This is a genomic window from Micrococcus sp. KRD096 (assembly GCF_017168495.1).
Classification (GTDB): Bacteria; Actinomycetota; Actinomycetes; order Actinomycetales; family Micrococcaceae; genus Micrococcus; species Micrococcus luteus.
Genome location: NZ_JABFAY010000004.1, coordinates 149,280 through 161,577, shown reverse-complemented (window position 1 = coordinate 161,577; position 12,298 = coordinate 149,280). Strand labels below are relative to the sequence as shown.

At 73.6% G+C, this 12,298-nt stretch carries 11 protein-coding genes; 5 read left to right on the top strand and 6 right to left on the bottom strand.

The features are described from left to right. Nucleotides 1-96: 96 nt before the first annotated feature. A complete protein-coding gene (locus J1M41_RS02945) occupies nucleotides 97-309 on the top strand; it encodes an SPOR domain-containing protein (RefSeq protein WP_036314191.1) in 213 nt (70 codons plus the stop codon). Nucleotides 310-376: 67 nt separating this feature from the next. On the opposite strand, the gene panB is transcribed toward J1M41_RS02945, so the two are convergent. Further along, nucleotides 377-1,228 carry a 3-methyl-2-oxobutanoate hydroxymethyltransferase gene (gene panB, locus J1M41_RS02940; RefSeq protein ID WP_241247683.1) on the bottom strand — a complete coding sequence of 284 codons (852 nt, stop codon included), beginning with the start codon at nucleotides 1,226-1,228 and terminating at the stop codon, nucleotides 377-379. Here panB and glnA (J1M41_RS02935) point away from each other — a divergent pair. Further along, entirely contained in the window at nucleotides 1,217-2,557 is a 1,341-nt protein-coding gene (gene glnA / locus J1M41_RS02935) for a type I glutamate--ammonia ligase (RefSeq protein ID WP_206451105.1), read from the top strand. The genes panB and glnA (J1M41_RS02935) overlap by 12 nt on opposite strands. 10 nt (nucleotides 2,558-2,567) lie before the next feature. Beyond that, the gene (locus J1M41_RS02930; protein ID WP_206451104.1) at nucleotides 2,568-5,690 is read left to right on the top strand and encodes a bifunctional [glutamine synthetase] adenylyltransferase/[glutamine synthetase]-adenylyl-L-tyrosine phosphorylase; all 3,123 of its coding nucleotides are present in this window, start codon (nucleotides 2,568-2,570) and stop codon (nucleotides 5,688-5,690) included. A 66-nt stretch (nucleotides 5,691-5,756) separates the two neighbouring features. On the opposite strand, the gene J1M41_RS02925 is transcribed toward J1M41_RS02930, so the two are convergent. Together J1M41_RS02925 and glnA (J1M41_RS02920) are read right to left on the bottom strand one after the other, a co-directional pair. Continuing rightward, on the bottom strand, nucleotides 5,757-6,761 hold the full coding sequence (locus J1M41_RS02925) for an LLM class flavin-dependent oxidoreductase (protein WP_206451103.1): 1,005 nt from the start codon (nucleotides 6,759-6,761) through the stop codon (nucleotides 5,757-5,759). Nucleotides 6,762-6,914: 153 nt separating this feature from the next. Further along, the gene (gene glnA / locus J1M41_RS02920) at nucleotides 6,915-8,339 is read right to left on the bottom strand and encodes a type I glutamate--ammonia ligase (RefSeq protein WP_206451102.1); all 1,425 of its coding nucleotides are present in this window, start codon (nucleotides 8,337-8,339) and stop codon (nucleotides 6,915-6,917) included. Between the two features lie 125 nt (nucleotides 8,340-8,464). On the opposite strand from glnA (J1M41_RS02920), the gene J1M41_RS02915 reads away from it, so the two are divergent. Then, entirely contained in the window at nucleotides 8,465-8,965 is a 501-nt protein-coding gene (locus J1M41_RS02915) for an RDD family protein (protein WP_081304947.1), read from the top strand. Nucleotides 8,966-9,036: 71 nt separating this feature from the next. On the opposite strand, the gene J1M41_RS02910 is transcribed toward J1M41_RS02915, so the two are convergent. The 3 genes from J1M41_RS02910 to lipB are packed head-to-tail and all read right to left on the bottom strand — an operon-like array spanning nucleotide 9,037 to nucleotide 11,581. Then, the gene (locus J1M41_RS02910) at nucleotides 9,037-9,849 is read right to left on the bottom strand and encodes a DUF4191 domain-containing protein (RefSeq protein WP_206451101.1); all 813 of its coding nucleotides are present in this window, start codon (nucleotides 9,847-9,849) and stop codon (nucleotides 9,037-9,039) included. 26 nt (nucleotides 9,850-9,875) lie between these two features. Further along, entirely contained in the window at nucleotides 9,876-10,883 is a 1,008-nt protein-coding gene (lipA, locus tag J1M41_RS02905; protein WP_098092552.1) for a lipoyl synthase, read from the bottom strand. Further along, nucleotides 10,880-11,581, bottom strand: coding sequence for a lipoyl(octanoyl) transferase LipB (gene lipB, locus J1M41_RS02900; protein WP_036314221.1), 702 nt, complete (start codon nucleotides 11,579-11,581; stop codon nucleotides 10,880-10,882). Before lipB ends, lipA begins: the two co-directional genes overlap by 4 nt. 108 nt (nucleotides 11,582-11,689) lie before the next feature. Here lipB and J1M41_RS02895 point away from each other — a divergent pair. Beyond that, nucleotides 11,690-12,298: protein kinase (locus J1M41_RS02895; protein WP_206451100.1), on the top strand; the 609-nt coding region annotated here is incomplete at its 3' end.

Below are 12,298 nucleotides of genomic sequence, written 5' to 3'. Positions count from 1 at the left end.
GCCCGCAGGGCGGGGACCGTTGTGGCTGGACGGGGCGACGGGGTTCTGACGCTGGGACATGTCCTCCAGCCTATCGGCCCGGCTACTGTGGCCCCCATGACCGAGACGAGCGAGTTCTGGTACAACGTCAACACGCATCAGGTGGAGGTGGGCGCCCAGTCGGACTGGTCCCAGCTGCTGGGCCCGTTCGGCACCCGTGAGGAGGCCCAGGCCGCGATGGACCGCGTGCGGGCGAACAACGAGACCGCCGACGCCTGGGACGAGCGCGACGACGACTGGGACAGCCGTCCCGTCGACGACGCCTCCTGACCGCGGCGCCGGACGACACCGGGCCCCCGTCCCTCGGACGGGGGCCCGGTCGTCTCACGGGGCGGGTTCAGCCCTCGAAGCCGTGCTCCGGGGCCGGGAACGCGCCGTCGAGCACGTCCGCGCGATAGGCCCGGACCGCGTCGCCCACGACCTCGTGCAGGCGGGCGTACTGACGGACGAACCGGGGCACCCGTCCCTCGCGCAGGCCGAGCATGTCCTGCCACACGAGCACCTGGCCCGTGGTGCCCGGGCCCGCGCCGATGCCCACGGTGGGCACCCGCAGCGCGGCGTCGACGGCGGCGGCGACGTCCGAGGGGACCATCTCCATCAGGACGGCGAACGCCCCCGCGGCCTCGAGGGCCCGGGCCGACGCCGTCATCCGCTCGGCCGCCCCCGCGCCGCGGCCCTGCACCCGGTAGCCGCCGAGCACGTGCTCGGACTGCGGGGTGAAGCCGATGTGGGCCATGACCGCGACGCCGGCTGCCGTCATCGCGGCCACGTGCTCGGCGAAGCGCTCGTCGCCCTCCACCTTGACGGCGTGCGCGCCGGACTCCTTCACGAGGCGCACGGCCGACTCGACGGCCTGCCGCGGGGAGGCCTCGTACGAGCCGAAGGGCAGGTCCGCGACCACGAGGGCACGCTCGGCACCGCGCACCACGGCCTGGGTGAACAGGATCATCTGGTCCAGGGTGACCGGCAGGGTGGTGGGATGGCCCAGCACGGTGTTGCCCACCGAGTCGCCCACGAGCAGCACCTCGACGCCGGCCTCGTCGAACAGGGCCGCCGTCATCGCGTCGTAGGTGGTGAGCATCGCGAAGCGCCGGCCCTCGTCCTTGGCCCGCTGCAGGTGGACCGTCCGGTACCGGGACGGGGCGGGCGGACCGTAGGGGGCGTCTAGAGTGGCGGCATGGATCGACAGCAGGACTACGTGCTCCGCACCATCGAGGACCGGGACGTCAGGTTCGTCAGGCTCTGGTTCACGGACGTGATCGGTACGCTGAAGTCGGTGGCCCTGTCTCCGGCCGAGGTGGAGAACGCCTTCACGGAGGGCCTGGGCTTCGACGGCTCCTCGATCGACGGATACACCCGCATCTCGGAGTCGGACATGCTGCTGCAGCCCGATCCCTCGACCTTCCAGATCCTGCCCTGGCGCGGCGACCAGGGACAGAGCTCCCGGATGTTCTGCGACGTGCTCACCCCGGACGGCCGCCCCGCCCCCGCCGACCCGCGGCACGTGCTGCGCCGCGTGCTGGACCGGGCCGCGGACCGGGGCTTCACGTGCTTCACCCACCCGGAGATCGAGTTCTACCTCCTGCAGTCGGACCAGCCCGGCCCGGACGGGGAGCCGGTGCCCGTGGACCGCGCGGGCTACTTCGACAACGTGCCCGGCTCCGACGCGGCCGACTTCCGCCGCGACGCCGTCAGCCTCCTCGAGGGCATGGGCATCTCCGTCGAGTTCAGCCACCACGAGAACGGCCCCGGCCAGAACGAGATCGACCTGCGCGCGGCGGACGCGCTCACGACGGCGGACAACGTGATGACGTTCCGGACCGTCGTCAAGGAGGTCGCCGCCGCCCAGGGCACCTACGCCACGTTCATGCCCAAGCCGTTCTCCCACCACCCGGGCTCCGGCATGCACACCCACTTCTCCCTCTTCGAGGGCGACGCGAACGCGTTCTACGACCCCGCGGACGAGTTCCGGCTCTCCGTCACGGGCCGCCGGTTCATCGCGGGCCTGCTGCGCCACTCCGTGGAGATCACCGCGGTGACCCACCAGTTCGTGAACTCCTACAAGCGCCTGTGGGGCGGCGGCGAGGCGCCCTCGTACGTCTCCTGGGGCCACAACAACCGTTCCGCGCTCGTGCGCGTGCCCCTGTACAAGCCGGACAAGGCCGGCTCGGCCCGCATCGAGTACCGCGGCATCGACGCCTCGGCCAACCCGTACCTGGCCTACGCCCTGCTGATCGCGGCCGGGCTCAAGGGCATCGAGGAGGGCTACGAGCTGCCCGAGTCCGCCGCCGAGGACGTCAGCGCGCTGACCACCCACGAGCGGCGCGTGCTCGGCCACGTCCCCCTGCCCGGCACCCTGCACGACGCCCTGCGCGCCGCCGAGGAGTCCGAGTTCGTGGCATCCGTGCTGGGCGAGCACGTCTTCGACGCCCTGCTGCGCAACAAGCGCCAGGAATGGGACGACTACCGGGTGGAGGTCACGCCGTACGAGCTGCGGCGCTACCTCTCCGGCCTCTGAGGCGCCGGCCGTGTCCGCCCTGCCCGACGCGGCGACCGCCGACGCCCCGGACCGCCGCACCCTCGCGCACGCCGGCGTCGCCGACGCCGGCCGCGTGCAGACGCTGCTCACCTCGCCCGAGTTCGAGGGCGTGGACGTGCGTCCCCTCGTCGAGCTCCTCGGCCACGCCGCCGATCCCGACCGGGCCCTGCTGCTGTGGGTGCGCCTGGCCGAGCGCGAGCCCCGCGTCCACCACGCCCTCCGGGACCCCGGGACGACGGCCCGCCTGCTGCGGCTGCTCGGCGCCTCCGAGGCCCTCGGCGAGTTCCTCATCCGCCGTCCCGAGCACCTGGACCTCGTCCTCGACCCGGACGCGGCCGCCGCCACCGCGCCCGCCCTCGCCCAGCCCGACCCGACCGCCGGCGAGCCCTGGGGTGATGCGTCCGCCGCCCTGCGCCGCCTGCTCCTGGACTCGGTGGGCGCCGACCCGGACGCCGACCGCCCCCTCGCGGCCGTCACCGGCAAGGACGCCGCCGTCGCCTTGCGCCGCGCCTACCGCCGCCAGCTGGCCGCGATCGCCCTGCGCGACCTCGACTCCGCCGAGCCCACGGCGGCCATGCCCTCGGTGGGCCGCTGGCTCGCGGACCTGGCCGGCGCCACCGTGGACGCGGCGCTCGCCGTCTCACGGGCCGTCCTCACCGAGCGGGAGGGCCCCGTGGTGGACCGCGTGGACCTCGCCGTGATCGGCATGGGCAAGTGCGGCGCCGGCGAACTCAACTACGTCTCAGACGTGGACGTCGTGTTCGCCCACGCCGTCCGCGAGGCCGCGGACGGCGCGGACCCCGACGCCGAGGTCCCGGACGGGCCGCGCGCCGCCGCGCTCGCGGCCGAGCTGGCCGCGGGCATCGGCCGCGTGATCCAGGGCGCGGCCCCCGAGCCGGGACTGTGGGAAGTCGACGCCAACCTGCGTCCCGAGGGCAAGGACGGCGCCCTGAGCCGCACCGTGGAGTCCCACGCCGAGTACTACCGCCGCTGGGCCCACGGCTGGGAGTTCCAGGCCCTGCTCAAGGCCCGCCCCATCGCGGGCTCGCCACAGCTCGGCGAGCGCTACATCGCGGAAATCTGGCCCCGGGTGTGGGAGTCCTCCGCGCGCGACGGGTTCGTCGAGTCCGTCCGGGCCATGCGCGCCCGGGTCCTGGACACCCTCGCCCCCGCGGAGCGCGAGCGGGAGATCAAGCTCGGGCCCGGCGGCCTGCGCGACGTCGAGTTCACGGCCCAGCTGCTCCAGCTCGTGCACGGCCGTGCGGACGAGTCGCTGCGGGTGCGCGGCACGCTCGACGCGGTGCGGGCGCTGCACGCCGCCTCCTACGTCACCACGCGAGACGCGCGGGCGTTCGACGAGCACTACCGGTGGCTGCGCACCCTCGAGCACCGCATCCAGCTCGTGCACCTGCGGCGCACCCACCTGATGCCGGTCAAGGAAGAGGCCCGCCGCGTCGTCGCCCGGTCGATGCGCGGCGCCGCCGACCGGGGCCCCGCCACCGGCGAGGACCTCCAGGCCGAGTTCACGCGCGTGCGCCGCGCCGTGCGCGGTCTCCACGAGACCGTGTTCTACCGGCCGCTGCTGTCGACGACGGCCGCCCTGTCCGCCGAGGACGTGCGGCTGTCCGCGGAGGCCGTCCGCGACCGCCTGGCGGCGCTGGGCTACCGCGACCCGCAGGGCGCCCTGCGGCACATCGAGGCCCTCACGCAGGGCGTCTCGCGCCGGGCCGCGGTCCAGCGGCAGCTGCTGCCGGCCATGCTCGGGTGGTTCGCGCGGGGCGCCGACCCCGACGGCGGCCTGCTCGCCTTCCGCCGGCTCTCCGAGTCGCTCGGCGGCACGGCCTGGTATCTGCGGATGCTCCGCGACTCCTCGGACGCCGCCCGGCGGCTGTGCCTAGTCCTGTCCGGCTCCCGGTTCGTGGGGGACCTGCTCGAGCACTCGCCCGAGGCCGTGGCCTGGGTGGGGGACGACCGGGAGCTCGACCCCCGGGGCGCCATACAGCTCTGGCGCCAGGTCGACGCGCGGCTCGACCGCCGCGTGGCCGCGCAGGAGGCCCCGGCCGCCGTCCGCCACGTGCGGCAGGTGCGCCGCAGCGAGACCCTGCGCGTGGCCCTGGCGGACATCTCGGGGCTGCTGGACCTCGAGGCCGTCACCGGGGCCCTGTCGGACATCGACCAGATCACCGTCGTCGGCGCCCTGCGCGTGGCCTCGCGCGCCGTCGTCGGGGACGCCGACCCGCTCACCGACGTGCTCGTGGTGGCCATGGGCCGCCAGGGCGGCCGGGAGATCACCTACGGCTCGGACCTCGACGCCCTGTTCGTGCACCGGCCACGCCCCGGCGTCGACGAGGGGCGGGCGCGCGAGCAGGCCGAGGAGGTCGTGCGGACGCTGATGTCCCTGCTGCACCGCCCCGCGACCCCGCCGCTGCCCGGCGAGCGGCCGCTCGAGGTGGACGCCGACCTGCGCCCCGAGGGGCGCCAGGGGCCGCTCGTGCGCACCCTGGACTCGTACCGGGAGTACTACGGGCGCTGGGCCGAGGTGTGGGAGCGTCAGGCGCTGCTGCGCGCCCGCCCCCTGGCCGGCGACGACGACCTCGCCACCGACTTCCGCCGCTGGGCCGACGGCGTCCGCTACGCCGGGGACCTGACCACCGCGGACGCGCGGGAGATCCGGCGCATCAAGGCCCGTGTGGAGGCCGAGCGCCTGCCCCGCGGCGCGGACCCCTCCCGGCACGTCAAGCTCGGCCGCGGCGGGCTCTCGGACGTGGAGTGGCTGGTGCAGTCCCTGCAGCTGCGCCACGCGGGAGAGGTCGAGGACCTGCGGGTCACCGGCACGCTGCCGGCCCTGCGGGCGATCGCCCGGCACGGGCTGCTGCCCGAGGCCGAGGTCGCCGTGCTGGAGGAGGCGTGGCTGCTGGCCACCCGGATCCGCGCCGCCCTGCTGCTGTGGACGGGCAAGGTCTCGGACGTGCTGCCCACGAACATGCGCGACCTCGAGGCCGTGGCCCGCCTCAGCGGGGTGGGCACGGCCGGCGGGGAGCTCGAGGAGCGCTACCTGCGGGTGACCCGCCTGGCCCGTCAGGTGTTCGAGACCCGGTTCTACGGGCTCTGAACGACGCCGGCCCGCCACCTCGACGGGGTGGCGGGCCGGCCGTGCTCCGGTGTCGCGAGCGCCGGCTCAGGCGCGCACGACGTGCTCCCCGAGCAGCTCCAGGGTGCGTCGCCGCACGCCGGCGTCCTGGGCCGCCGTCGTGATGATCAGCTCGTCCGCCTGGACCCGCGCCGCGAAGTCGTGCAGCCACGCCGCCGTCGTCGGGCCGGTGCCCACGGCCGTGCACTCGAGCATCCCGAGCACCTGCTGACCGGCGGGGGAGTGCAGCAGCATCTCGACCTCGTCGTCGGTGAGGGTGCGGCCCCGGCCGAGCATCATCCGGATGCGCGCCCGCTGCGCGGCCTGCCACTCCCGCTCGGCCATCTCCTCGGTGTCCGCAGCGATCACGTTGGCCGCCGCGATGAAGTGCGGCTCCGCGAGGGCCTCGGAGGGCTCGAAGTGCTCCCGGTACAGGCGCGCCGCATGCTCGAGCATCTGCGGTGCGAAGTGGCTCGCGAACGCGTAGCCCAGGCCGAGCTGCGCGGCCAGCTGGGCGCCGAACGCCGAGGAGCCGAGGATGTACAGCGGCACGTTGGTGCCCTTGCCGGGGTAGGCGTCGATGCCGGGGATCAGGCTCTGGCCGGTGAGGTAGCCCTGCAGCTCGAGCACGTCCTGCGGGAAGCGCTCGGCCGCCGACGGATCCCGGCGCAGCGCCTGCAGCGTCCGCTGGTCGGTGCCGGGGGCGCGACCCAGGCCCAGGTCGATGCGGCCGGGGTGCAGCTCGGCCAGGGTGCCGAACTGCTCGGCGATCACCAGCGGCGAGTGGTTGGGCAGCATGACGCCGCCGGAGCCGAGGCGGATCGAGTCGGTGTGCGCGGCCACGTGCGCGATGAGTACGGCCGTGGCGGAGGAGGCGATGGAGGGCATGTTGTGGTGCTCCGCGTACCAGACGCGCCGGAAGCCGGCGGCCTCGGCGACGCGGGCCTGCTCCACGGATTCGGCGAAGGCTTCGCCCATCGGGGCGCCGTCGCGGACGAGGGCGAGGTCCAGCAGGGACAGCGGCAGGGGGGTGGGGGCGGTGTGCTCGGTCATGGTGCTCCTGGTCTGCGGGCCGCCCGGCCGGGCGGAGGTCTCCACAGATCCAGCGCCCACCGGCCCCGGACTATTCCGCGGCCGGGCACGACGACGGCCGCCCGCCTCCGGCGTGGGAGACGAACGGCCGTCGTCGGGGCCGCGGCGGGCGGATCAGACCGAGTAGTACAGCTCGAACTCGTAGGGGTTCGGGCGCAGGGCCAGCGGGGCGATCTCCATCTCGCGCTTGTACGCGATCCAGGTCTCGATCAGCTCCTCGGTGAACACGTCGCCGGCCAGGAGGAACTCGTGGTCCTCCTCGAGGGCGTTCAGGGCCTCGTCCAGGGTGGCGGGTGCCTTCTGGATGTCGGCGGCCTCCTCGGCCGGCAGCTCGTAGAGGTCCTTGTCGATCGGCTCGGCCGGCTCGATGCGGTTGCGGATGCCGTCCAGGCCGGCCATCAGCTGCGCGGCGAACGCGAGGTACGGGTTGCCCGAGGCGTCCGGGGCGCGGAACTCGATGCGCTTGGCCTTCGGGTTGGAGCCGGTGATCGGGATGCGGATGCCCGCCGAGCGGTTGCCCTGCGAGTAAACCATGTTCACGGGGGCCTCGAAGCCCGGCACCAGGCGGCGGTAGGAGTTCACCGTGGGGTTGGTGAAGGCCAGGACCGCGGAGGCGTGCTTCAGCAGGCCGCCGATGTACCAGCGGGCGGTGTCCGAGAGGTTCGCGTAGCCCTTCTCGTCGAAGAACAGCGGCTCGCCGCCGTTCCACAGGGACTGGTGGCAGTGCATGCCGGAGCCGTTGTCGCCGAAGACGGGCTTGGGCATGAAGGTCGCGGACTTGCCGAACATGTTGGCGACGTTCTTGACGACGTACTTGAACTTCTGCAGGTCGTCCGCCGAGTGGGTCAGCGTGTTGAAGCGGTAGTTGATCTCCGCCTGGCCCGCGGCGGCCACCTCGTGGTGGGAGCGCTCTACCTCGAGGCCGACCTCGGCCAGGACCGAGCAGATCTCGTCGCGCAGGTCGGCCTGCTTGTCCGTGGGGGAGACGGGGAAGTAGCCGCCCTTGAGGCCGGTCTTGTGGCTCAGGTTGCCGCCCTCGTCCTCGCGGGAGGCGTTCCACCAGGCCTCGTCCGAGTCCACGGCGTAGAACGAGCCGCGGGGGGAGGACTCGTAGCGGACGTCCTCGAAGATGAAGAACTCGGCCTCGGGGGCGAAGAACGCCGTGTCGGCGATGCCGGAGGAGCTCAGGTAGGCCTCCGCGCGCTGGGCCACGCCGCGCGGGTCGCGCAGGTAGGGCTCGCCGGTGCGGGGGTTCACGATGGAGAAGTTCATCGTGAGGGTCTTGCGGACCCGGAAGGGGTCCACGAAGGCGGTCGCCACGTCCGGGATGAGCTGCATGTCCGAGTCCGCCAGGCCGGCGAAGCCGCGGATCGAGGAGCCGTCGAAGAGCTGGCCGGTGACGAAGAAGTCCTCGTCGACGCTCGAGGCGGGCACGTTGAAGTGGTGCTGCAGCCCGGGGAGGTCGGTGAAGCGGACGTCGACGAACTCGACCCCCTCTTCCTGGATGTACGTGAGGGCTTCCTGGGGGGAGGTGAACATGGTTCGCTCCTGGCCTTCCTGTGTGTGGCGGCGACGCCTGCGGCGGCGGACGCCTCTACACTACGCGCCCGGCGGGGCCCCGCCAGACCGACGCGCGTCCTGGGGTCGCGCACTACGCTGGTGGGGTGGCACGCAGAGCACCCGACCCCCAGGACCGCATTGAGACGACCGGCCGAGCGGAGCCGCTGATCACGCGCCGCGACCTGGCTGGCTGGGTGGACGGTCCCGGCGGGGGCCGCGCGGGCGGCCGCTGGCCGGGGGACCTGCTCGGCCTGCCGGAACGGGGTCCGGCCTCCATGGCGACGGCGGCCCGCCGGATGGGCGCCCTCGTCCTCGACTGGTTCATCGCCCTGGGCATCTCGTGGCTGGCCTTCGACGGCGACGCGATCGCCACCCTCCTCGTGTTCGCGGCGATGCATGTCCTCGGGCTCACCCTGCTGGCCACCACGGTGGGCAAGGCCGTGTGTCGCATTCAGGTCGTCCGCGTCGGCGGCCGCCCGGCGGGCCTGCCCCGGATCCTGCTGCGCACGGCGCTGCTGTGCCTCGTGCTGCCGGCCGTCGTCGTCGGGCCGGACGGGCGCGGCATGCACGACAAGCTCGCAGACACCGTCGAGATCCGCATGTGACCGTCCCGCCCGCACACGATAGGGGCGCCCCGCCGTGCGTCGGCGGGGCGCCCCTGTCGTCTGCGGCCGGTTCAGCGGCCGCGCATCGCGCGGCGGCTCGGGCGCACCTTGTTCGGGTCGATGCCCTTGGGGATGGGCAGCCGGTTGGTGTTGAGCGCGGTCAGACGCTTGTCCACGGCCTGGACCTCCTGCGCCGTGAGGGCCTTCTTCATCCCCTTGAGCGTGCCGGGCAGTTCGTGCAGCGGGACCTGGCCCTGACCGTTGCCGGACTCCACCACGGTGACGGGCACGCCGGGCAGGAAGCGGCGCATGGCCTTCTCCTCCTTGCCCACCAGCGCGGCGACGCGGGGGGAGGGGCCCTCCGTCACCAGCACCACGCCCGGCCGGCCCACGGCCCGGTAGACGAGGTCCTGGGTCTTCGGGTTCACGGCGGCCGGCTGCTCGGACACGATCCAGCCGCGGCCCAGCGTGGAGAGCGCGGCGCCGGCGGCGCCGGGGCGGCCCTCGAGCTGGGCGAACCCGGCGCGGCGCGCCTTCCGGTTCAGGATGACGACGGCGGCGAGCACACCGAACGGGATCGCGATGAGCAGCCATGTGATCCAGTTGTCCAGCAGGAGGCCGACGACGAGGCCGACGACCAGGGCGACCAGGAAGGCCAGCAGCATCCACAGGCCGACCTTGGGGTCGTGCGCCTTGGTCATGGCGTAGGCCTGCTTGAGCTGGGAGATCACACCCGGACCCTTCGCCGCGCGCTTGTCCCGGCGCTGCGCCTTCGTCTGCTCCTTCTCGCGGAGGCGACGCTCGCGCTGCATGGCCTTGACCTCCTTGAGCGTGGCGGAGGTGGAGCCGGAGGAGGACGCGGGGGGCTGGCTGTTCTTCGTCATGACGGGGTCCAGTCTAGTCGGGCGGCTCAGGACATCTGGGCGACGACGGCGGAGGCCTCCTGGCGGGCGGTCTTCTCCCCGGCCAGGTGCGCCAGGTTCTCCGGCAGGGCCCGGCCGAGGCGCTGCATGGCCTGCGCATAGAGCTTGCCCGCGCGGTACGACGAGCGCACCAGCGGGCCCGCCATGACGCCCTGGAAGCCGATCTCCTCGGCGCGCTGGGACCACTGGACGAACTCCTGCGGCTTCACCCAGCGGTCGATGGGGTGATGCAGCTTCGAGGGCCGCACGTACTGCGTGATGGTGATGATGTCGCAGCCGGCCTCGTGCAGGTCCACCAGGGCCTGGTCGATCTCGTGGTCCTCCTCGCCCATGCCGAGGATGAGGTTGGACTTGGTCACGAGCCCGTCGGCCTTGGCCATCGTGAGCACCCGGAGGGACTTCTCGTACGTGAAGGCCGGGCGGATGCGCTTGAAGATGCGCGGCACCGTCTCCAGGTTGTGCGCGAACACCTCGGGCCGCGCGTCGAACACCTGCTGGACGAGCTCCGGCACCGCGCCGAAGTCCGGCGGCAGGATCTCGACGCCGGTCCCCGGGTTGAGCGCGTGGATGCGGCGGATGGTCTCCGCGTAGAGCCACGCCGCGCCGTCCTTCTGGTCGTCACGGGCCACGCCCGTGACGGTGGCGTACCGCAGGTCCATCTCGCGGATGTTCTCGGCGACCTTCTGCGGCTCCTCCATGTCCAGGGGGCGCGGCTTGCCGGAGGTGATGTCGCAGAAGTCACACCGGCGGGTGCAGATGTCCCCGCCGATGAGGAACGTGGCCTCGCGGTCCTCCCAGCACTCGAAGATGTTGGGGCAGCCGGCCTCCTCGCACACGGTGTGCAGGCCGGCGGACTTGACCTTGTTCTTCAGGCCGATGTACTCGGGGCCCATGTGGACCTTGGCCTTGATCCACTCGGGCTTGCGCTCGACGGGCACCTCGGCGTTGCGCGCCTCCACGCGCAGCAGGCGGCGTCCTTCGGGGGCGAGGCTCATGCGGGGATTCCTTCCGTGGGGGTGACGGCGATGTACGCAGGCCCGAGCTCGTCCAGATGACGGGTGAGCACCGGCACGACGTCGGCCGGGGTGATGGTCCGGCCCGTCTCGACCGACAGGGTGGTGGTGGCGGCGTCCGTGATGCCGCACGCGATGATGCCCTCGTAGGGGGCCAGGGAGTTGGAGCAGTTCAGTGCGAAGCCGTGCATCGAGACGCCGTCGTGGATGGACAGGCCGATGGCGCCGACCTTGCGGTCCGGGCGGGCCGTGCCGTCGTCGTCCCGGTCCGCGAGGACCCAGATGCCTGCCCGCCCGTCCACGCGGACGGCCGTGACGCCGAACTCGGCGGCGGTGCGGATCAGCAGCTCCTCGAGGAACCAGACGTAGTCCTTGACGTGGGCACGGTCGCGCAGCCGGACCACGGGGTAGCCGACCAGCTGGCCCGGCCCGTGCCATGTGATCTTGCCGCCGCGGTCCACGTCCACGACGGGGGCGCCGTCCGTGGGGCGCTCGGCGTCCTCGGTGCGGCGACCGGCCGTGTAGACGGCTTCGTGCTCCAGGAGGAGGAATTCGCCGTCGGAGCGGCCGGCGACGACGTCCGCGTGCAGGGCGCGCTGGGCGTCCCAGGCGGCGTGGTAGTCCACCAGGTCGGGCGCCAGGCCGAGCACGCGCAGGGGCGGCAGGGGTGTCTCGGGCATGACGTCCACTGTAGTCCTCGGGCCCGGACCTGTGGACAACCGCCGTGACGCTCGGGGACATGCGGCACCCTGGGCTGGAACGGACGGCGCGGCGGAGAGGGGAGACCGATGCGGGACTGGGACGAGGCGGACGGCGGCGCGGCCGGACGCGTCGGCGGCGGGCCGGAGACCGAACCGGAGAGGTCGTCGGAGCCGGGCACGGCTGCGCCGCGCGCCCCGGGCTGGGAACCCGTCCGCCTGCTCGGCGCGGGCGCCCAGGCGGAGGTCTGGCTCGTCGAGGACGGTCGGGGCGTCCGGGCCGCCCTGAAGGTGCCCCGTGCCGGCGCGGCGCCGGATGCGCTGGCGGCGGAGGCGCAGGCCGGACGGGTCGCGCATCCCCATCTGCTGCGCGTGCTCGGCGTGGTGGAGACGGACCGGGGCCTCGGGGTCCTCACCGAGCACCGCGCGGCCGGCACGCTGCAGGACATGGTGCAGCGGGTCGGACCCCTGAGCCCGGGGCAGGCCGTCACCGTGCTCGTCCCGATCGCCCAGGCTCTCGCGTCCCTGCACCGCGAGGGGGTGGTGCACGGCGACGTGTCCCCGGCGAACGTCCTGTTCGGCGTCGACGGCAGCCCGGCCCTCGCCGACCTCGGCGTCGCCCGGGTGGTCGGCGGGGCGTCGGGGGCCGGGGCGACGCCGGGCTTCGCGGCCCCCGAGGCGCTCGCCGCGGTGGAGGGG